Source organism: Paenibacillus nanensis (assembly GCF_003583765.1).
In the GTDB taxonomy this organism is placed as follows: Bacteria; Bacillota; Bacilli; order Paenibacillales; family Paenibacillaceae; genus Pristimantibacillus; species Pristimantibacillus nanensis.
The window spans coordinates 196,886-217,574 of sequence record NZ_QXQA01000008.1; the positions used below are offsets into that span (position 1 = coordinate 196,886).

Here is a 20,689-nt window from a genome sequence, read left to right on the forward strand (position 1 = left end):
CTGATGCCAAAATACTTAGGATCGCTTTCCTACAGGACAGGACCCGGGAAGAGCTGCTGGGAGAAGTTGAATTTATCCGGTATTTATTCGAGCATGGCGGCAGTGTTTCGGATGTCGTGAGCTCCAAGAGGGGAACTTGCTGGAGGAGGTCACATATCATCAGCAGACCTTTTTTATGACCTTGTTTGTAAAGGCCAGAGGACAGAGGCTTGCGGACAATAACTACCGGTATCGCGATGGAGCTCCGATTACCGAATATTATTATAATTGCGGCAAAGCGCTAGGGAACATTCACGAGTTGTCGAAAGGCTACACGCCTGTCCATCGCCGGAATCATTTTTTTGATAAATACAATGCGGGTACTATCCACCAATTGATCCCCGACTCCTTATCGCTGCTTAAAGAAAGGCTGGCAGCGCTCCTTAAAGCCTTAGAAGGATTGGACAGAAGCCAGGAGTCCTACGGCATGATCCATTTCGATTACAATGACGGGAATTATATGATCGATTACGATACCGGACAAATTACGGTATACGACTTCGATAATTCCTGCTTCGGCTGGTACATGTACGACTTGGCTGATCTCTGGAGGAGCGGAGTGGGCTGGATAGCGGCTGAACCGGACGCTGAGAAACGCAAAGCATTCATGGACGCTTATTTTCAAACAGTCCTTGAGGGATACAGATCCGAGACCAGGATCGAAGATGACATGCTGCAGAAGCTGCCTTTATTCATTCAAGCCGTCCTCATGGAGCAGGTTGTGGATGCATTGGAGCGGATGCGGAACAATGGAGAAGATCCGGTATGCGATGAGGAGCTGTCCTATTGCATCAAATGCCTGGAGGACGATATTCCCTATTTGGGTTTCTTTCATGAAATTTATTCGTGTGAAGAACCGTTTGAGTATGAGGAGCGCCATATCGGATGGGATATGGGATAATCGTAGAGTCTTCGACATGTGAGTCAGGATTTTATGAACAAGCAGCGAAAAAGCAGCCGGTCAGAGCTGCTTTTTCTTTGTGCTTACGCTTACCAAGGGATTGAAAATTTGTGGCGCGCGCTTTTCCAGGTTAACGTACCCGTTAAGACAAGCGTGATGAGATAGAGACATAAGGAGCAGACGATGGAAGCGATAACGCACCATAAATCCGGCATGCCATGGCTGACGGTATAGTTATAAGTCCAGTGGCCGCATATCGCCATCAGCATCGAGCAGATGCCGACCTTGATATAAGGGCGAATATTCCAATAAAATCCGATCGAGCCGGAGATGGAGAAGAAATTCAGCAGAGCTTGCATCACGATGCCGATCCCGATGCCGTACGCAACGCCGATAATGCCAAACTGGCTTCCTAACACGAAGATCGCGATCCCCTTCATCACGGTGGCTATTATGTAGTTCCACAGCATCGCTTTCGCGCGGCCGAGACCGAGCAGAATGGCATGCAGCGGAGCGTCGAAATAATGCAGAAAAAACATCGGCGCCAATATTTTCAGCAGCAGGCCTGCTTCCGGAGCATTATAGATAAGCGTCGTCAGCGGAGTGGCCCACTCGTACAGAATGACCGTCGCCGGCGCGCCGATCAGGAGTCCCATGCTTGTCGCCTGATTCATCCGTTCATGGATAAGCAGGCTGTTCTTGTTCGCCGCCGCCTCACCGATTGCGGGGATAAGGGCGGTGGACAAGGACTGCGTAATAAAGCTGGGCATGAACAGCAGCGGGAAGGCAAAGCCGGCCAGCAAGCCGAACTGCTGTGTGGCTGCAGCCGTGCCGATGCCGGCCAGCGCGAGGCTGGTTGTAATGAGAAGCGGCTGAAAGGTGCCGTATAACGAATGAATGATGCCGTGCCCGGTCGTCGGAAGACCGATCTGCAGCAGCTCGCCGAGGGTGCCCCTTCCTTGCTTCAGGTGGCTTGCCCAAGTCTCGCCCGGCAGCTTCTGTTCGCCGTACACCTTGTAGCTGATGACCAGGAATAGGAGGCTGATCGCTTCGCTGACGACAGAGGCGGCCATGGCCCCGGCAGCCGCATAGGCGACGCCGTATGGCAGCAGGAGGTGAACCAGCGCCAGCACGCAGGCGATTTGCACCGTATGCTCCAGTACATCGGAAGCTGCAATGGTCTTCATTTGCTGCATGCCGCGGAAGTACCCTTTTAATACGGCGGATACGGCGACGATCGGCGCAATCGGCGTAATGGCCAGCATGGCGTAATAAGCGCGCTGGTCGCTTAACAGAATGGATGCGATCCACTCCGATCCAAGCAATGATAAGGTTGTGAGCGTTACGCTCAAGACGCTCGTGACAGCGAGCGAGACATGCAGAATGCGCCGCACCTTTTCCCGTTCGCCGCGCGCGTGGGCTTCTGCGACCAGCTTCGAAATCGCTACCGGCAATCCCAGCTCCGTAATCGTAATGACGAGCGGGACGAGCGGATGCGCCATCATCAAGAGGCCGATCCCTTCCGCGCCCAGCAAGCGTGCGATATACATACCGCTTATAAATCCAAGAATACGGTTAATGAATGCAGCGACAGACAAGACCAGCGTACCTTTCATGAACGATTGCCCTTGTTGAGACATGACATTTTGTCCTCCTGTTTCCGAATACTTAAATGTATTCAGAAATTGGAAAAGCATGCGAGTGGTGCGATAATGTCATAAAGTGCAACCAACGATATCCATTGAGCGTTGAAGTATAGAGACAAGGGAGGGATTACGTGCTTAGAAAAGAAGTATTGTTTTTTGTTCTCATTGTAATCGGCCTGCTCTTCATATCCAACACCCACCTCGGCTATTCTTTCGGAGACGATATTTTTAGAGCGGTTGGCATACCGCCATGGACAGGCGATTATGATTCGGGGCTGCACCTTTCGGTAATTGCCGGGCTGCTTGCCATCGCTGCCGGTTATATTGGCGCCGTGAGGTTCTACCAAGTGCGGTTTCCTAAAATACGGAGCCGGATCGTGCTGGGCGGTATCGCATTTGTGGTTTTGTTTCCGGTCGTGACGGAGAAGGCCATGATTCTTCTAAACTATAATTCCATCTCCATTAACTCCGTCGCTTTCTCGCAAAAAAACAGCCAGTGCAGCTACCGGTCGGAAGAGACGAATGTAGAAGCGGATTGTACCTTTACGTTAATCAATTATGGGAAGGAAAAGGATATCACGGTTCGGCCATATTTGATACGAAGCCCCTTCAAGGCCGAGTTCGAGCCGGTGGTGCTCACGCTTCCAGCTCGTCAGAAGGTCAATATGAGCTCAGTGGTTGACGGCAAGCTGCTGGATGGAACAGGCTTCTCCGGCTGGTCGAGCGATATCGGCATAGAAATCGAAGTCGGCGGCTTGAAGAAAAGGTACGGCAAAGCGTGATAGAGAATCGGCCATTAGGGCCGCATAAAAAGGAGGCCGCCAAGTAAAGTCTGGCGGCCTTCCTTTACCTTAAAGAACTTAATGATCAGTACGGAGCGTCAGCAGGCGCTTCAGGTTGTCATCAATAAATGTATTATCGGGACTGTGGATTCCGCGGCCGGCAAAATGACCCCAGATCGACTTAATCGGGCTAAAGGTTGCATTAGGAATAAGGCTGGCTTCGTATTCGTTATCGTCCGCCGTACAGAAGAGGTCCGTGCTCCCGGGCATGATGCAGGCAAGCGCTTTAATGCTGCTGAGCGCCATACCGATATTTCCGTTATAAGCGGGATTATCGCTAATGTCCGCATGCTGGCCTGTCCATAACATGGCGAGAACATTGTGAGGATCCATCTTCATAAAGCTGTCCTCCCAGACGCCGGTTAAAAAAGCCTCCAACGACTCGAATCCCAGCGTCCGATACAGCTCCTCTTTGTAAAACGCATGAGATACGCCCCATCCCGCATAGACACGGCCAACGGCGCGCATATCCGCAGAAGTCAACTGGTTTAGTTTACTGGAATCGTAGCCGACTGCAGCCATGAGTGGAGCTTTCACTCCGTCCAGGACGACATACGTCTGAGGCCAAGTCTTTGCAAGTCCATTGAAGGGCGCAATTCGTTCCACCATGTCCGGATAGCTTGCCCCCCATTGGAAGGCTTGAATGCCTCCCATGGACCATCCGACAACGAGGGCGATTTTTTTAATGCCGAATTTTTCGGTCACCAGCCGATGCTGAAATCGAACATTGTCATAGATGGTGACATGCGGGAAGTTAGCCCGGTCAAATGGGGGAGGCGTGTTGCTGGGAGACGAAGAGAGTCCGTTGCCCAGCAGATTCGGCACGATAATAAAATAGTTCTGCGGGTCTAGCGCCATGCCGCTCCCAATCAGCCACTCATTCTGAACATGCTGGTCGCCGAAGGCAGTAGGATAGACGATCACATTATCTTTTTCCTCATTCAATCGTCCATACGTCTTATAAGCAAGAAAAGCGTTCGGTAACGTCACTCCTGACTGAAGTGTAACGTCGCCTAAATCAAAAATTTCATAATCCATCGCATTGTCGCTCCCTTCAAAATGAAAACAGGTATCTTTCTTGTTGTTAGTATAAATTCATGTTACTCTCAACAAAAGTGAATAGAATTCAATATAGTATTCAATAAAATTGAAAGTAAAAGGGGGCGTGTGCGATGGAGCTGCGTCAATTGAATACGTTCTGCACCGTTGCATCCACTTTAAATTTCAGCCGGGCCGCGGAGGCATTGAACTATGTTCCCTCCAACGTCACCATGCAAATTAAAGCATTGGAGGATGAGCTTGGCGTTCGGCTCTTTGACCGATTGGGCAAGCAGCTTGTTCTCACAGCGGCAGGTAAAAGCTTTCTCTTTCACGTGCAAAGCGTGCTTAACAAATTAGACGAGGCTCGCGGGGCCGTTCATGACAGCGAGCATTTAAGCGGCACTCTAACGATAAGCGCTAATGAGGTTCTCTGCGCCTATCGGCTTCCCGCCGTTTTCCGCTTATTTCGGTCCCGTCATCCGGGCGTGCGTCTCATCTTCCACTCCGTGGCCAATCAGCACCTCAAGCAAGCGCTGTTTGAGGGAACGGCAGACGTCGTCTTTATGTTAGACGAGCGCATCCGCTCGTCGGGACTGGCCGTTGAACCGTTGGTGGAAGAAACCTTCCGCTTATTCGCCGCTCCAGACCATCCGCTCGCGGCACGAACCGCCCTGCAGCTGGAGGATTTTCACGGAGAAGTGTTCCTGACGAATGCAAAAGGCTGCACCTATCGAACCATGTTCGACCGGGGATTTGAGAAGGAGGGGATCGATAGCATTACGTATTTGGAGTTTCAGAATGCCGAAGCCATCAAACAATGTGCAATGGCGGGAATCGGCATTGCCTTCCTCCCTGAAATAACCGTGAAAGCGGAAGTTGAACGGGGCGAGCTTGTTGCTCTTCCTTGGCACATCCCGGACTTGCGCGTGTATACCCAGATGTTATGGCATAAAGACAAGTGGCTTTCACCGATTATGCTATCTTTCATAGAGGCGGCAAGGGAGGTCACGGTTCATGCAGCTGCCATGTCACATCGATAGCGATAGGTGTACGAAACGAAAACGATGAGTCGCGGTCAGCGGCAGTCCAAGACGTTATGAATACGTCCTGGACTGTCGCTTTTTACATTTCTTGGTTATGAAAATAGGACAGCTGCTAAAAAGGATATTCTTACCATTACTAATATGACATAGGATGACGTATTTGAGGTCTAAAATGGGGGGAGATAATGAAATAGAATATCCGAGGTGATGTCTATGAACGTCAATGATATCGTCATTGAAGGAGCGCGCGAGAATAACCTGAAAAACGTAAATGTCCGCATCCCGAAGCGAAAGATCACGATCTTTACCGGCGTCTCGGGCTCGGGCAAATCTTCCCTGGTTTTTGACACCATCAGCGCCGAGGCCCAGCGGCAGCTAAACGATACGTTTTCCGCTTTCATCCGCAATCGGCTGCCCCGGTTCAGTCAGCCGGACACCGATCGCATCGAGAACTTGTCTACGGCGGTTGTGATCGATCAGAAAAGGCTTGGCGGCAACTCCCGTTCGACGGTCGGCACGATAACGGATATTTATGCGATGCTCCGGCTGCTGTTCTCCAGAATCGGCAAACCTTATGCCGGCAATTCGCATGCTTTCTCGTTTAACGACCCGGCCGGTATGTGCCCGGAATGCTCCGGAGTCGGACAGATGGTGCGGTTCGACGTGGATAAGCTGCTTGACAGGTCCAAGTCGCTGAATGAAGGCGCGATCCTGTTCCCCGTATTTAAAACGGGGAGCTGGTACTTGAATACGTATACCTATTCCGGCTTGTTCGACAATGACAAGCGCCTTGCCGACTATACGCAGGAAGAATGGGATACCCTCCTCCACGGCAAAGCAAGCAAAATCGTATACCATACGAAAGGCGGCGATATCGAATCGGATTATGAAGGTCTGCTGCCCAAGCTCACCCGTCTCTATTTAAAACGAGACAGCAGCGAGATGTCAGACGCGAAACGCGAAACCCTTGACCGCTTTCTTTCCTGCAGCGAGTGCAGCCTTTGCGGCGGGAGCCGGCTTAACCAAGCGGCGTTGGCATGCCGAATTAACGGCTTCAACATAGCAGAGTGCGCGGCCCTGGAGATTGGAGAGCTTATTCGCATGATCGAGGCCATTCGGGATCCCGTTGCCGGCCCGATTATAGACGGAATTCTGACTCGGCTGAACCATCTGGTCGACATCGGGCTGGAGTATCTCAGTCTGGATCGACAGACCGCAACTTTGTCGGGCGGAGAGTCGCAGCGAATCAAGATGGTCCGTCATTTGAGCAGCAGTCTGACCGACATGATCTACATTTTCGACGAACCGAGCGTCGGGCTTCATCCGCGGGATGTTCATCGGCTGAACGGCATGCTGCGCCAGCTCCGGGACAAAGGGAATACGGTGCTAGTCGTCGAACACGACCGCGAAGTTATGGAGATCGCCGATTATATCGTCGATGTCGGGCCTTATGCGGGGACTCGCGGCGGGGAAATCGTCTACGAAGGCGACTTTGCGGGCTTGCTCCGCGCGGATACGTTGACAGGGCGGTGTTTGAAGCAAAGTCTGCCCTTGAAGGCTTCAACCAGGGAGCCTAAGGGCTGGATGACAGTAGCCGGCGCTAACCTGCATAATCTCAAGGATGTGACAGTCGATATACCGGTCGGTGTGCTGACGGTGGTAACGGGAGTGGCCGGCTCAGGTAAAAGCACGTTGATTAACCGAGCGTTCCTGCCGTCGCATCCGGAAGCGATTGTCATCGACCAGTCGGCCGTGGGCACGTCCATCCGCTCCAATCCGGCTACTTACACGGGGATAATGGACGAAATCCGCCGGCTGTTCGCGGCAGCCAACAAGGTGAGCGCTTCCCTGTTCAGCTTCAACTCCAAGGGGGCCTGTTCCAACTGTCAGGGCCTTGGGATGATCTACACGGATTTGGCCTTTCTCGAGCCGGTAAGGACGACATGCGAACGATGCGAGGGCAAGCGGTTCAGCGACGAAGTGCTGCAGTATAAACTGAACGGAAAATCGATCAGCGACGTCCTCGCCATGACGGTACGGGAAGCATTAACGTTTTTCAGCAGGAAGGAACTGCTCCATCAATTACGGACGCTAGAGGATGTGGGACTCGGATACGTGACGCTTGGCCAGCCTTTAAGCACCTTGTCTGGCGGAGAATGCCAACGCATCAAACTGGCCGGAGAGCTTCACAAGGAAGGCAGTCTCTATGTCATGGACGAGCCGACAACCGGGCTGCATATGTCCGATATCTCCCGTCTGATGGATATAATGAATCGTCTGGTCGACGGGGGCAACACGGTGGTCGTCATCGAGCATAATCTGGATGTCATCAAAAGCGCGGACTGGATTATTGACATGGGTCCCGAAGGCGGTCACCGGGGCGGCCGCGTTGTATTCGAAGGCACGCCTGCCCAGCTTGCTGCCGCCGAGCATTCGATCACGGGTGCTTATTTGCGCAAGGCGGAAGGCGGCCAGGGCGTATAATGTCCGATTTGTACAAGAAATAGGCGCAACAAAATGATTAAATGAAAAATGCAGAGAGACATACATTCTTTTTCAAGGAGGACCACATGAAACCGCGAATTACGGTTATTACGATTGGGGTAGATGACCTGGAGCGATCCTTAGCATTCTACCGGGATGGACTTGGGTTTGAGACTGATGGGATTGTAGGGAAAGAGTTTGAGCATGGGGCCGCCGCCTTTTTTGATTTGGAGGGCGGTTTAAGGCTCGCCATTTTTGAGCGCGATAATCTGGCTCTTGACGCAAAGATTAATCCAGCGCAGCCTAATCCAGCTGAATTTACTCTCGGCCATAACGTCGGCAGCAAGGAAGAGGTGGATCAGGTCATGGAAGAAGTGCGGAAGGCAGGCGCAACCGTTACGGTTCCGGCACACGAAACCTTCTGGGGCGGGTATTCCGGCTATTTCCAAGATCCTGATGGCCATTTGTGGGAAGTCGTCTGGAACCCGCAATGGGAAGTGAAATGAAACGCCGCTGGCTATGGTGAATGTACGCTTTATTTCAATACCCAAGGGCAGCTGATCTCGCGATCGGCCGCCTTTTTTCGTGTGTGCGGCACAGGGTGGTTTCGCAATAAAAGTCAGTCCTTATTAATATGACATGAGGTGACATATATAAGGTCTATAATAGGTTGTAGATCAACGAAGGAGGTATGAAAGCATGAAACGAAATATCATTTTAGACTTAGCCGTTACGTTGGATGGGTTTATTGAAGGGAAAAATGGGGAAGTTGACTGGTGCGTGATGGATCCTGAAATGGAGTTTGATCAATTTTTAAATCAAATTGATACGATTTTATATGGGAGGAAAAGCTATGACCTGTGGGGAGAATTTACCCCGGATGTTGAAGCTCATGATACAGATAAAGCATTTTGGGAAATCGTTCACAGCAAAAAAAAGATTGTGTTTTCCAGGAGCCTGAAAAGGACTGACAGCAACGCGATCTTTATAAACGATAACATTGTTGAAGAAGTAACTAAATTAAAGAATGAGCCCGGCAAAGACATTTGGTTATATGGCGGGGCAAGTCTTATTACAACCTTCGTTAATTTGGAGCTTGTTGATGAATTTCGATTATCCGTTCATCCTGTCGTTTTGGGAGAAGGAAAACCGCTGTTTACGAATATCAATCAGAGGTTGAATCTAAAGCTGGTTCATACAAAAACGTACTCTTCGGGTGTTGTACAATTAACCTATCATTCGAATGGGAAGCCGTAATCGGGCTGCACGCGCGTGTATCGGCACTTGCCGTTTGGGCGAGCGGGGGAGGTCAACGATCTCCTCTTCCGTTTGCCTAATGGCACTATCCTCTCAAGACCGTGTTAACGCCCTGCTCTCGGCCTTGCGTTCGCGGTATCTCTCCCGCTTTGATTTTTCGCCTTATACCGCTCCATCCCCGCTTGCCTTAACCCAACAAACGCCAAAGTAAATCATGTTTTATGTTCATGCACTAGGCAACATCTCCCTCTGCTTAAGGATCTGCCAGTCGTTGAATAAATATAAATTCCGCTCCTTATAGAGAACAAACGCTATTGACAACGCCACTACTGCGTGTTACTTTATAGCTGTACTAAGTAATACTTCATACCAGTCATACAGAATAGCGAAGGGTGATTGCTTTGGAAAATATAACGGAAATGCTCAAAGGGGTGCTTGAGGGCTGCGTCCTTGAAATTATTAGCCGCAACGAGACTTACGGCTACGAAATTACGCGGCAGCTGAACGCCCTCGGCTTCTCGGACGTTGTGGAGGGGACGGTGTACACGATCTTAATCCGGCTTGAAAAAAACAAGCTGGTGGAGGTCACCAAAAAGCCCTCCGACATGGGGCCGCCGAGAAAGTTTTTTGCACTCAATGACGCGGGACGCGAGGAGCTCCGGAGGTTCTGGGAAAAATGGGAGTTCGTATCATCGAAAATGAACGAGTTAAAGGAGAGAAGACCATGAATTTTTGGGAAAAAATTACCGGCAGCGACATGAAAAAAGAATTTAAAACGTTTGAACTGCGCGCCAAAAAGCTGCCCGCTGATTATCAGGCGGCTTGGGAAAAAATTAATGTCTATCTTTGGCCGCACTCCGATTTCACCGGCCGTAACCTCATGCTCATTCTTGACGGCGTGCTTGGCCTGTTCGAAGAAACGGCGGCGGATGGCCAGCGTGTAGAGGAGGTTCTGGGTGACGATATCAAAGGCTTCTGTTCGGCGCTGGCAGGCGAAGAAGGGGCAAAGTCTTATCGCGACAAGTGGCGACAGCAGCTTAACCATAATATCGCTAAAAAATTAGGGAAGCAGGAGGGATAACAATGAGAATACGAGATATCATCGAAGGCAAAAGAGAGTGGCGAGCGCATGTCGCGCGTGTCAAGGCGCTTCCGCAGGATTATCAGGTTGTTTATAAAGAGATTCAAAAATATCTCTTCAAGGTCGGTCCTGTGGAGTTAACCGAAGGGACGGGGCTGCTCTCAGGGATTGTCGATCTCTTTGAAGAAGGCGCAGCCTCAGGGAAAGGCGTGCTCGAAGTGACCGGCAGAGATGTAGCGGCTTTCTGCGACGATTTAATCAAAGATTCGAAAACGTACGCTGACCTCTATCAAGAATCCGCTCTTCAAAACAAGAACAAGAAATAGGCTTCGGATCAACCAAAATAAAGGAGGTATAAGGGATGGGGAAAGCAATTGAAGTGAAAGGTCTGCGTAAGTCCTATAAGGGAACGGAAGTTTTGAAGGGCGTCGATTTTGAAGTGAAGCGGGGAGAAATATTCGCCCTGCTTGGATCCAACGGCGCGGGCAAGACGACGACCGTTAGAATCCTGACCACGCTGCTTAGACAGGACGGAGGCACCGCTATCGTAAACGGATTTGACGTCGCCTCGAAACCCGAAAACGTGCGGCAAGCGATCAGTCTGACCGGGCAATTTGCCGCCGTGGATGAAATGTTGACCGGACGGGAAAATTTGATCATGCTTGCAAAGCTGCGTCACCTCGAAAATCCTCATCAGGCCGCAGACGAAATGCTGAAACGCTTCGGTCTGACAGACGCCGCCGACCGCAGAGCGTCCACTTATTCGGGCGGTATGCGCCGCAGGCTCGACATCGCTTTGAGCCTTGTGGGAAATCCGAAAATCATTTTCCTCGACGAGCCGACTACCGGACTTGACCCCGAGGCCCGCATCGAGGTGTGGAAGATCGTCAAGGAGCTGGCCGATGGGGGTACGACGATTCTCCTGACGACGCAGTATTTAGAGGAAGCGGAGCAGCTGGCCGACCGAATCGCTATTTTGCACGAGGGCAGAATTATCGCGAACGGCACGCTTTCGGAGCTGAAAAAGCTGTTCCCATCCGCAAAGGTGGAGTATGTTGAAAAACAGCCGTCATTAGAGGAGATCTTCCTCACCATCGTCGGCAAAAAGGAGGCCATGTAATATGGAAACGACAAAGAACCACTTTTTCAGCGATATGAGTGTTATGCTTGGACGCTCCATGCGCCATATTTTCCGCAGCATGGACACCATCATCACGGTCTGCATCACTCCGATTGCGATGATGCTGCTGTTCGTCTACGTGTTCGGCGGCGCAATCCAAGCCGGTACGGATAACTACGTGAATTACCTGCTGCCCGGTATCCTGCTGATGGCAATCGCAAGCGGCATATCCTATACGGCTTATCGCTTGTTTCTAGATAAGCAACGGGGCATTATCGAGCGGTTCCACTCCATGCCGATTTCGCGTTCGGCCGTGCTGTGGGGGCATGTGCTGACCTCTGTAGTATCCAACGTCATTTCTCTTGCCGTCATTATTGTTGTCGCTTTGATAATGGGTTTCCGGTCATCGGCGGGGGTACTGCCATGGCTTGCCGTAGCCGGTATACTCGTGCTGTTTACGCTGGCCTTGACGTGGGTCGCGGCGATTGCCGGACTGTCCGCGAAGTCGGTGGAAGGGGCAAGCGCGTTTTCCTATCCGCTTATTTTCCTGCCGTTTATCAGTTCGGCGTTTGTGCCGACCGAATCGATGCCTCGAGCCGTGCGCGTCTTTGCCGAAAACCAGCCGGTTACTTCGATCGTTGAATCGATCCGCGCGCTTCTGTCCGGCCAGCCGGTGGGCCACGATCTTTGGATCGCTCTTGCGTGGTGCTTAGGCATACTGATCGTCGCCTATCTATTTGCGGTGCGCGCTTACAAACGGAAAGCCGTTTAATCATCCGCAAGACGTGGAGAATGTCCGTTGTGCAACAAGAAGATGGGGAATTTGAGCAGGTTCGCTAGCCGGTGTTTGACAAAATAGGATAGTCATCGGCCGTGATACAGCAATGCACGAGTCCGGTATTAGGGGGAGCAGACCGCCGAGGCACTGCTCCATATGGTTTTGAGTGTATACGATTATCTGGGCAGTTGAATGCCCTGCCAGCTGCTTACATCGCATTGGCCATGTTCATTATGGCCTGCAGCAACAACAGTGCCGTCCGATTTTAGGCCAAGGGTATGGGCGCAGCCTGCCGCCACCGCAACAATATTGCGCCAGCCGCTTACATTACATTGGCCATGTTCATTATGGCCTGCAGCAACAACAGTGCCGTCCGATTTAAGGCCTATGGTATGATAGCTGCCTGCCGCAATCGCCACAATATCGCGCCAGCCGTTTACTTCGCACTGGCCGTGCTTGTTCAACCCCGCGGCCGCGACCGCGCCATCCGATTTCAGCCCGACGGTATGCAAGTAACCCGCAGACACCGCCACCATGTTACGCCAGCCGCTTACATTGCATTGTCCGTACCGATTATTCCCCGTAATCGTCACCGTGCCGTCTAATTGAAGCCCGACCGTATGCCAGTCGCCCGCTGCTATCGCCGCGATATCATGCCAGCCGTTTACATCGCATTGCCCCTCATGATTTCGTCCCGCAGCAACGACCGTGCCGTCCGATTTCAGCCCGACGGTACGGCGCCAGCCCGCGGCGACCGATGCAATACCGCGCCATTCGCTGACATCGCATTGGCCATCCTTATTCCACCCTGCAGCAACGACCGTGCCGTCGGCTGTAAGCCCGATTGTATGCGCGCTGCCCGTGTTCGTCGCCATATGAACATTGCCGGCCGCCACCGCCACAATGCCACGCCAGCCGCTTACTTCGCATTGCCCCTGTTTATTATCGCCAACTGCCGTTACCGTACCGTCCGATTGAAGACCAACCGTATGTCGACGGCCTGCCGCAATAGTCCTTTTAGGCCATCGTTCAATCTGTAACGAGGCGTCTTTTGGGGAAGAATAATCCATGTTTTACCCCCTTAAAATGAACCATCTTATAAAAAATGCTCTCTCGCCAGAATCCATTTCATTTACCAATAGGCTACCATATTGCCCCAATATAGAAAATAACAGCAGGATTCCTTTTCATTCGATTGGAATGGATGCGGGCGGCCGGATCAACAAAAAAAGGACCGGCCAATGTAGGCCGGTCCTTCATAACGATTACGCAATCGGTTCGCTCATCCGCAGCAGAAGGGCGACCGCCTCCGCTCTTGTAGAGCCCGCAAGCGGCGCAAAGCTGTTGTCCGACTTGCCCTGGACGTAGCCGAGTTCTTTCGCCGCTGCGATAAAGCCCTGCGCCCATTCCGGAATCGCGTCATGGTCGGCGAACGGGCGGCTACCGGAGGAAGGAAGCGGTGCTAGTCCAGCCGCCCTCGCAGCCATCGTCACCATTTCGGCGCGCGTCACCGGAGCGTCCGGACGAAACGTGCCGTCGTCATAGCCGCTGATGATGCCAAGCTCTACGGCTTTAGCGATTGCGTCTGCTGCCCATGCTGGTATGTGGCCGGCATCCGCGAACGAATGAGCTTCTGTTCGGGCGCCTCCTGGTTCCATGTTATCTGCCGCCAGCGCATTGATCAGCATTACGATGAACTGTGCGCGTGTCAGCTTTGCATCGGGCCGGAAATTGCCGTCTTCATAGCCGCTGACGATGCCGCAGCCGGAGGCCTTCGTCACGATGCCCTCCGCCCAGTGGCCGGCCAGATCGCCAAACGTCCGCGGAGCGGCTCCAGTAGGCTCACATACGAGAGGAGCTGACGGCTTCTCCGTCTCCTCTTCCGGATCTTCCGTCTCCTCCGGCTCGGCTGGCGGCACGTACGGAAACGGCATCCGTGTCACCTTCAGGGTATAGACCAGCACGGTCGTGCCGTCTTGCGCTGTTACCTCAATCGCGAAGGTCTGCGTCCCCACCGATAATGTGACGGGATTATCAATGACGGTCCCTTCCTGCAAAATACGAATCGTCGCCTTTGCGTCCTCCGGCTCCGCCGCGATCGATATGCTGGACTGGAAATAAGGGGCAGTTGCCGTATAGTCCATCGTCGCTCCGTCGAACTCTTCGCCCAGAGGAACATCCTTCAGCTCCAGCAGTCCTAACCTTGCGTTGTCCGAAACGACTTGGAAAGTCTGCTCCGCGGAACGGTTGCTTGCGTTGCCGGCCAGGTCTGTCGCGAGAGCCCGTACAGCATGCTCGCCAATAGCAAGCTCTGCAGCAGGCGTAAAGCTCCACTGGCCATTCATATCCGCTTCAACGTCTCCCGCATGCTCTCCGTCCAAGTAGATGGAGATGCTTGCGCCAGGCTCGGAGATGCCCGAGATGACCGGTTTGCGCTGATTCGTCACAGAGCCCTCCGTCGGCTGCGAGACGGTTGGAATGGCTGGTTTGGCTGTATCAATCGTGAACGAAACCATCTCCGATTGCTCGCTTTCGTTGCCTGCGGCGTCTTTGGACAATACGGCTAGTGTATGGGTGCCGTCAGCAATAGGCTCGGCGGGTACGTAAGTCCACTCGCCGTTATCTCCAGCCGCAGCTTCCGCAAGCTTAGAGCCGTCCAGGATGAAGCTGATGATCGATCCTGCCTCTGCTCGTCCCGACCATGCCGGCTTAGCCGTCGGAACATGTGCTCCTTCGATCGGAGCTTCAATTATCGGCGTCTCTGGGGCGAGTGTGTCGATCGTCCAGGCGACCGTATCCGATGACGCTCCGGCATTGCCTGCCGTATCGGTTGCAAACGCCTGAAGCGTATGCGGGCCGTCATGCAGAGCAGACGTCGGAGAATAGCTCCATAAGCCGTCCTCATCGACGTTCACTTCGATATCGTCGTCGCGGCCATCAAGCAGCAGCGTGACGACCGACCCTTTCTCCGCCGTCCCAGTGAAAATGGCGCGGTTATCATTCGTCACGGTATCGCCAACCGGCGACGTGATTGCCGGCTCCTCCGGCGCTTCCGTATCGAGCGTCCAGCTAACCGTACCGGAGGCCGGGCTGGCATTACCCGCAGCGTCCGTTGCGATGGCTTTCCAGACATAAACGCCGTCGTCAAGCGGCTTGTCGTACGTGATCGCCCAGGTTCCATCCTCTTTTGCTGTTGTTGTTTCAACCGCAGTCCGTTCTTCATCCAGATATAGGTCGACTTTCGCATGCGGCTCCGCTTCACCCTTCACGACCAGCACCGGATTATTAATTGCAGCCCCTGGTGCCGGCTCGAGGATGACCGGCTTGCCCGGCGGAGTCGTATCAACCGTCAGCGTTATGCTGGCGGCTTCCTCGCTTTCATTACCCGCCGAATCGACTGCAATGGCAGTGATTTCATAAACGCCATCCGCGAGCGCGCTGGCGGGTGTATATGACCATTCGCCGCGGTCATCATCCGCTTTGACCAGAGGCAGAAGCTGTCCGTTCCATTCCAGCTGTATGGTAGAGCCCTTTTCCGCCGTGCCCCTCAGCTGCGGCAACGCGTCATTCGTTACAACGCCGTCCTCCGGCGACAGAATAAGCGGCGCCTCAGGGGCCGTCCGGTCGATGCGGGCCGTCCATTCGGCTGTTTCACTCAGGTTGCCCGCAAGATCAATAGATCGAACCGTTACCGTCGTTTCGCCTTCCGCCTTGATGGTGAATGGTTCGGAATACGTCGTCCAGTCCATCTCGGCCGCGCCGCTTAAGCGGTACTCGGTCTTATCGGTGCCCGACAGCGCATCAACACCGGCTGTGACGTCGACTTCAATATCATCCGGCGTCCAATCGGTCGCGGAGCCGTTGATGCTTGGCGCTGCCGGCTTCGTCCGGTCCAGCTTCACGACAGTCGTCGCAAGGCTGCTTCTATTTCCCGCGGAGTCAACGGTTCTCGCCGATACGGTTGTTTCGCCTTCTGCTGTTACAAGAATTGGGCTTTCGTAAGTTTTCCAGTCTACCGACGTCGCTCCAGACAAGCTGTATTCTACCTTCGCGACGCCTGAGCCCCCGCTGTCCGCGCCTTCGGAGACCGCGACCGATACGCTTGCGGCGGATACCCACTCATCGGAATGATCATACGAGATGGCAGGTGCCGCCGGCTTGCTGCGGTCAATACGGGCTGAAGCCGACACTGCCGGACTGGCGTTTCCGGCGTTGTCCACGACCCGGGCCTCGAGCGTGGTGCTTCCTTCGGCCGATATCGTCACAGTTCCCGTATACGTGGTCCAGTCCAGCGCCGTCGCGCCGGTAAGCCGGTATTCCGTCCGCTTGACGCCAGACAACGCGTCACTTCCGCCCGTCACCGTCATTGTAACATCGGAGGACGTCCAGTCCGCCGAAGAGGACGCGATTGCCGGGGCCTCCGGCGCCTCCGTATCGAGCGTCCAGCTAACCGTATCGGAAGCCGGGCTGGCATTGCCCGCAGCGTCCGTTGCGATGGCTTTCCAGACATAAACGCCGTCGTCAAGCGGCTTGTCGTACGTGATCGTCCAGGTTCCATCCTCTTTCACTGTTGTTGTTGCAACCGCTGTTCGTTCTTCATTCAGGTACAAGTCAACTTTCGCATGCGGCTCCGCTTCGCCCTTCACAATCAGATCCGGGTTGTTAATTGCAGCCCCCGGTGCCGGCTCGAGGATGACCGGCTTGCCCGGCGGAGTCGTATCAACCGTCAGCGTTATGCTGGCGGCTTCCTCGCTTTCATTACCCGCCGAATCGACTGCAATGGCAGTAATTTCATAATCGCCATCCGCAAGCGCGCTGGCGGGTGTATATGACCATTCGCCGCGGTCATTATCCGCTTTAACCAGAGGCAGAGGCTGCCCGTTCCATTCCAGCTGTATGCTAGAGCCCTTTTCCGCCGTGCCCCTCAGCTGCGGCAACGCGTCATTCGTTACAACGCCGTCCTCCGGCGACAGAATAAGCGGCGCCTCAGGGGCCGTCCGGTCGATGCGGGCCGTCCATTCGGCTGTTTCACTCAGGTTGCCCGCAAGATCAATAGATCGAACCGTTACCGTCGTTTCGCCTTCCGCCTTGATGGTGAATGGTTCGGAATACGTCGTCCAGTCCATCTCGGCCGCCCCGCTTAAGCGGTACTCGGTCTTATCGGTGCCCGACAGCGCATCAACACCGGCTGTGACGTCGACTTCAATATCATCCGGCGTCCAATCGGTCGCGGAGCCGCTGATGCTTGGCGCTGCCGGCTTCGTCCGGTCCAGCTTCACGACAGTCGTCGCAAGGCTGCTTCTATTTCCCGCGGAGTCAACGGTTCTCGCCGATACGGTTGTTTCGCCTTCTGCTGTTACAAGAATTGGGCTTTCGTAGGTTTTCCAGTCTACCGACGTCGCTCCAGACAAGCTGTATTCTACCTTCGCGACGCCTGAGCCCCCGCTGTCCGCGCCTTCGGAGACCGCGACCGATACGCTTGCGGCGGATACCCACTCATCGGAATGATCATACGAGATGGCAGGTGCCGCCGGCTTGCTGCGGTCAACACGGGCTGAAGCCGACACTGCCGGACTGGCGTTTCCTGCGTTGTCCACAACCCGGGCCTCGAGTACGGTGCTTCCTTCGGCCGATATCGTCACAGTTCCCGTATACGTGGTCCAGTCCAGCGTCGTCGCGCCGGTAAGCCGGTACTCCGTCCGCTTGACGCCTGACAGCGCGTCGCTTCCGCCCGTCACCGTCATTGTAACATCGGAGGACGTCCAGTCCGCCGAAGAGGACGCGACTGCGGGCGCAGCGGGTTTTGTCCGATCAAGACGGACGGATGTTGACGCCGTATTGCCGACGTTGCCTGCAAGGTCTACCGTTCTGGCAATGACCGTCGTTGTTCCTTCCGAAGTTATAGTGATCGGCACGCTATAATCGGTCCATCCCAGCGTTGTCGCGCCCGACAAGCTGTATTCGACCCGGTCTGCGCCGGAGCCGCCCGTATCCGCGCCTGCAGCGGCCGTTACTTTGACGCTTGCTGCCGGACTCCACTCCGTCGTCTCCGGAGTAAGGGTCGGAGCATCCGGCGCTTTCTTATCGATAGACTGTGTCGCCAAAGCTTCAGAACTCACGTTGCCAGCCCGGTCCACAACCCTCGCGGCAACCACGGTCTGGCCGTCGTTCGTAATGTTGATGGGAACCGTATAGGTTCTCCAGTTTTGGGTTGTCGCGCCCGACAATTTATATTCGATAAGCATAACGCCGGAGCCCGTGTCTGCCCCTGTAATGGAGACGTTAAGGTTCGTTGCGGACCATCCGGAATCGTTAGGCGTAATCACCGGCAGGGATGGGGCTGTTCGGTCGATGCTCACCGTGCTTGTGCCCGTGCTGCTTACATTGCCCGCATTATCGATTGTTCTTGCGTGAACGGTCGTTTGACCTTCGGCGGATATGGCGACTGGAGCGGCATAAGCTGTCCAGGCGCGCGTTGTAGCGCCGCTCAGACTGTATTCGGTTCGCGCTGCTCCCGAGGTTGCGTCGCTCCCCGCCGCGACTGTTACGCTGACGCTTGCGGCATTCGTCCATACTCCCGCATTATGCGTCACCGTCGGGGCTGTCGGCTGTGTTTTGTCCACCTTTGCTGTGGCTGTTCTGCTTGTGCTTATATTCCCTGCCCGGTCGACCGTTCTTGCTTCGATGACCGTCTGCCCGTCAGCGCTTATCTTTATCGGTCCGTTGTACGTCGCCCAGCTTGAGTTGGTTGCTCCGGAAAGTCTATACTCCGTCCTGCTGACACCGGCTCCGCCCATGTCTATACCCGGAGCAATCGTCACGGTAACATCCGCGTTGCTCCAGTTTGTCTCAGAGAGCGTGACAGCAGGAACGGTAGGACTCGTCCTATCGATAAAGACGACGGTCGATTGAATGTTGCTCACGTGGCCTACGTTGTCCACGCTTCTCGCTTGTATTGTCGTCTCTCCCTGTGCAGTAATTGTCACGGTACCGGTATAGGTCGTCCACCCAAGCGACGTCGCCCCCAACAGACTGAACTCTTGTCTTTGGATCCCTGAGCCCGATCCGTCACTCGCGCCCGTGAGCGTAAAAGTGACATCAGTTGATGACCACGAAGTTGTAGAACGGTTAATCGACGGTGAAGTAGGGACTGTTTTGTCGACCTTCGCCACAGCAGTCGAGACTTCGCTTATATTACCGGCGTTATCGACGGTTCTCGCGCTGATTGTCGTCTGCCCTGTAGCCGTAACGGCAATTGGCGAGCCGTCGTACGTTGTCCAACCCTGCGTCATCGCGCCGGATAGGCTGAACTCCGTACGGTTCACGCCAGTTCCGGCATCCGTCCCTGCAACGATGGCGACCTCGATATCGGACGTGCTCCAGCCGGAAGGTACGCCCGAAATGACGGGCGCGGTCGGCGGATCAAAGTCGAAGGTAAGCTTATATACAGTCTGGTTTGCAACAGCGCTTGTTTCATCGTAGCCCCCAATCACGTATACATCGCCGCCAAGGGCTACCAGGCTTGCATTCACCAATCGGGTCGGATTGGGGCTGTCCATCTTCCACGTATTGGAGGCTGGATCATACAAATAAAAATAGTTTTTGCCCATAACCAATACTTTTCCGTTAGGCAGCGTGATCTGAGCGTGTCCGGAAAATACATCCCCCCCGTCAAATGGCATGTGTGCAGCTTCCGTCCACGTGTTGGACGACGGGTCGTAAAGAAAAGACCGAAGAGTCAGAACAATACTGTTCTGTCCTCCCGTCACCAGCACCCGTCCGTCGTTGAGTGTGCTTTGGACGGCTCCGTAAAGGCCGATGGGCAAAGGAGCGACTTCGTTCCATTCGTTGGCGCCAGGGTCATAAATATAAGCGTTGCTGTACAATGTGCTGCTATATACGGAGTACACGCTGTCAGCGCCGCCCGCGATCAATACCCTTCCGTCTGTTAGCGTGCTCTGTGAATTCCCGACGATATTTTTGGGCAATGCCGCCGCGTTCGTCCATGAATTCGTGAACGGACTATAGATACGTGGCTGATTATTGTACACGTACCCGATACCGTTCACGAACTGATGGCCCCCGGTAACGAGCACGCGACTGTCGCTTAGCATGGATTGGCGGTGGTAGGCCAGCTGCAGAGCGGGCACGTGAGAGGACCAGGTTTGATTAGCGGGGTTAAACATATAGCTCTGCGAAGGGTAACCGGTACTTCCCGTCTGTCCTCCGGTGAATAAAATCTGGGAGCCCAGCATCACGGGGCTCGCTGCCCCTAATACTGCATTCGCAGGCAGGTTGGCCGAAGCCGGCAGCGCCGTCATCGTAACGGCGGCATAGGCGCGCCGGTCCTCTCCAAATGGGATGAATATAGATAAGATCACGATTAGCAGAAGCCCTGGAATGATTTTGCGCATTCGATGTTTCCCTCCTTCACCAAAATTGGCGCTCTCATCATAG

15 protein-coding genes are annotated in these 20,689 nt (G+C 53.9%); 11 read left to right on the forward strand and 4 right to left on the reverse strand.

What is annotated here, in order from left to right; all coding sequences use genetic code 11:
• Positions 1 to 175 precede the first annotated feature (175 nt).
• Positions 176 to 940, forward strand: coding sequence for a phosphotransferase enzyme family protein (locus tag D3P08_RS14370; RefSeq protein WP_240647523.1), 765 nt, complete (start codon positions 176 to 178; stop codon positions 938 to 940).
• Between the two features lie 89 nt (positions 941 to 1,029).
• Here the strand turns inward: D3P08_RS14370 and spoVB are convergent, their stop codons facing one another.
• Positions 1,030 to 2,580, reverse strand: a complete 1,551-nt coding sequence (gene spoVB / locus D3P08_RS14375; RefSeq protein ID WP_119600388.1) for a stage V sporulation protein B — start codon at positions 2,578 to 2,580, stop codon at positions 1,030 to 1,032.
• A gap of 137 nt (positions 2,581 to 2,717) precedes the next feature.
• On the opposite strand from spoVB, the gene D3P08_RS14380 reads away from it, so the two are divergent.
• Complete coding sequence (locus D3P08_RS14380; RefSeq protein ID WP_119600389.1) at positions 2,718 to 3,368, forward strand: hypothetical protein; 651 nt, start codon at positions 2,718 to 2,720, stop codon at positions 3,366 to 3,368.
• A gap of 78 nt (positions 3,369 to 3,446) precedes the next feature.
• On the opposite strand, the gene D3P08_RS14385 is transcribed toward D3P08_RS14380, so the two are convergent.
• Positions 3,447 to 4,466 (reverse strand): alpha/beta fold hydrolase, encoded by a 1,020-nt coding sequence (locus D3P08_RS14385; RefSeq protein WP_119600390.1) that lies wholly within the window; start codon positions 4,464 to 4,466, stop codon positions 3,447 to 3,449.
• 134 nt (positions 4,467 to 4,600) lie between these two features.
• Here D3P08_RS14385 and D3P08_RS14390 point away from each other — a divergent pair, with 134 nt between their 5' ends.
• From D3P08_RS14390 to D3P08_RS14430, 9 genes are all read left to right on the forward strand, one after another.
• Entirely contained in the window at positions 4,601 to 5,509 is a 909-nt protein-coding gene (locus D3P08_RS14390) for a LysR family transcriptional regulator (protein WP_119600391.1), read from the forward strand.
• 216 nt (positions 5,510 to 5,725) lie between these two features.
• On the forward strand, positions 5,726 to 7,996 hold the full coding sequence (locus D3P08_RS14395; RefSeq protein ID WP_119600392.1) for an ATP-binding cassette domain-containing protein: 2,271 nt from the start codon (positions 5,726 to 5,728) through the stop codon (positions 7,994 to 7,996).
• 86 nt (positions 7,997 to 8,082) lie between these two features.
• Positions 8,083 to 8,502, forward strand: a complete 420-nt coding sequence (locus tag D3P08_RS14400) for a VOC family protein (RefSeq protein WP_119600393.1) — start codon at positions 8,083 to 8,085, stop codon at positions 8,500 to 8,502.
• Positions 8,503 to 8,695: 193 nt separating this feature from the next.
• A complete protein-coding gene (locus D3P08_RS14405; RefSeq protein WP_119600394.1) occupies positions 8,696 to 9,253 on the forward strand; it encodes a dihydrofolate reductase family protein in 558 nt (185 codons plus the stop codon).
• A 419-nt stretch (positions 9,254 to 9,672) separates the two neighbouring features.
• Positions 9,673 to 9,981: a PadR family transcriptional regulator gene (locus tag D3P08_RS14410; RefSeq protein WP_119600446.1), complete on the forward strand. Its 309-nt coding sequence runs from the start codon at positions 9,673 to 9,675 to the stop codon at positions 9,979 to 9,981.
• Positions 9,978 to 10,334, forward strand: coding sequence for a DUF1048 domain-containing protein (locus tag D3P08_RS14415; RefSeq protein ID WP_119600395.1), 357 nt, complete (start codon positions 9,978 to 9,980; stop codon positions 10,332 to 10,334). Before D3P08_RS14410 ends, D3P08_RS14415 begins: the two co-directional genes overlap by 4 nt.
• A gap of 2 nt (positions 10,335 to 10,336) precedes the next feature.
• A complete protein-coding gene (locus D3P08_RS14420; RefSeq protein WP_119600396.1) occupies positions 10,337 to 10,660 on the forward strand; it encodes a DUF1048 domain-containing protein in 324 nt (107 codons plus the stop codon).
• Between the two features lie 35 nt (positions 10,661 to 10,695).
• Positions 10,696 to 11,454 carry an ABC transporter ATP-binding protein gene (locus tag D3P08_RS14425; protein ID WP_119600397.1) on the forward strand — a complete coding sequence of 253 codons (759 nt, stop codon included), beginning with the start codon at positions 10,696 to 10,698 and terminating at the stop codon, positions 11,452 to 11,454.
• Between the two features lies 1 nt (position 11,455).
• Positions 11,456 to 12,226, forward strand: coding sequence for an ABC transporter permease (locus tag D3P08_RS14430; protein ID WP_119600398.1), 771 nt, complete (start codon positions 11,456 to 11,458; stop codon positions 12,224 to 12,226).
• 182 nt (positions 12,227 to 12,408) lie between these two features.
• On the opposite strand, the gene D3P08_RS14435 is transcribed toward D3P08_RS14430, so the two are convergent.
• Together D3P08_RS14435 and D3P08_RS14440 are read right to left on the reverse strand one after the other, a co-directional pair.
• A complete protein-coding gene (locus tag D3P08_RS14435) occupies positions 12,409 to 13,302 on the reverse strand; it encodes an RCC1 domain-containing protein (RefSeq protein ID WP_119600399.1) in 894 nt (297 codons plus the stop codon).
• A gap of 195 nt (positions 13,303 to 13,497) precedes the next feature.
• On the reverse strand, positions 13,498 to 20,646 hold the full coding sequence (locus tag D3P08_RS14440) for an OmpL47-type beta-barrel domain-containing protein (protein ID WP_119600400.1): 7,149 nt from the start codon (positions 20,644 to 20,646) through the stop codon (positions 13,498 to 13,500).
• Between the last annotated feature and the right edge of the window lie 43 nt (positions 20,647 to 20,689).

What these genes read in the sequence shown, in the direction of transcription:
- D3P08_RS14420 (WP_119600396.1), top strand. Translation starts at nt 10,337, where the DNA reads ATGAGAATACGAGATATCATCGAAGGCAAAAGAGAGTGGCGAGCGCAT.
- D3P08_RS14400 (WP_119600393.1), top strand. Translation starts at nt 8,083, where the DNA reads ATGAAACCGCGAATTACGGTTATTACGATTGGGGTAGATGACCTGGAG.
- D3P08_RS14385 (WP_119600390.1), bottom strand. Translation starts at nt 4,466, where the DNA reads ATGGATTATGAAATTTTTGATTTAGGCGACGTTACACTTCAGTCAGGA.
- D3P08_RS14440 (WP_119600400.1), bottom strand. Translation starts at nt 20,646, where the DNA reads ATGCGCAAAATCATTCCAGGGCTTCTGCTAATCGTGATCTTATCTATA.
- D3P08_RS14410 (WP_119600446.1), top strand. Translation starts at nt 9,673, where the DNA reads ATGCTCAAAGGGGTGCTTGAGGGCTGCGTCCTTGAAATTATTAGCCGC.
- D3P08_RS14395 (WP_119600392.1), top strand. Translation starts at nt 5,726, where the DNA reads ATGAACGTCAATGATATCGTCATTGAAGGAGCGCGCGAGAATAACCTG.
- D3P08_RS14390 (WP_119600391.1), top strand. Translation starts at nt 4,601, where the DNA reads ATGGAGCTGCGTCAATTGAATACGTTCTGCACCGTTGCATCCACTTTA.
- D3P08_RS14430 (WP_119600398.1), top strand. Translation starts at nt 11,456, where the DNA reads ATGGAAACGACAAAGAACCACTTTTTCAGCGATATGAGTGTTATGCTT.
- D3P08_RS14370 (WP_240647523.1), top strand. Translation starts at nt 176, where the DNA reads ATGACCTTGTTTGTAAAGGCCAGAGGACAGAGGCTTGCGGACAATAAC.
- D3P08_RS14425 (WP_119600397.1), top strand. Translation starts at nt 10,696, where the DNA reads ATGGGGAAAGCAATTGAAGTGAAAGGTCTGCGTAAGTCCTATAAGGGA.
- D3P08_RS14405 (WP_119600394.1), top strand. Translation starts at nt 8,696, where the DNA reads ATGAAACGAAATATCATTTTAGACTTAGCCGTTACGTTGGATGGGTTT.
- D3P08_RS14435 (WP_119600399.1), bottom strand. Translation starts at nt 13,302, where the DNA reads ATGGATTATTCTTCCCCAAAAGACGCCTCGTTACAGATTGAACGATGG.
- spoVB (WP_119600388.1), bottom strand. Translation starts at nt 2,580, where the DNA reads ATGTCTCAACAAGGGCAATCGTTCATGAAAGGTACGCTGGTCTTGTCT.
- D3P08_RS14415 (WP_119600395.1), top strand. Translation starts at nt 9,978, where the DNA reads ATGAATTTTTGGGAAAAAATTACCGGCAGCGACATGAAAAAAGAATTT.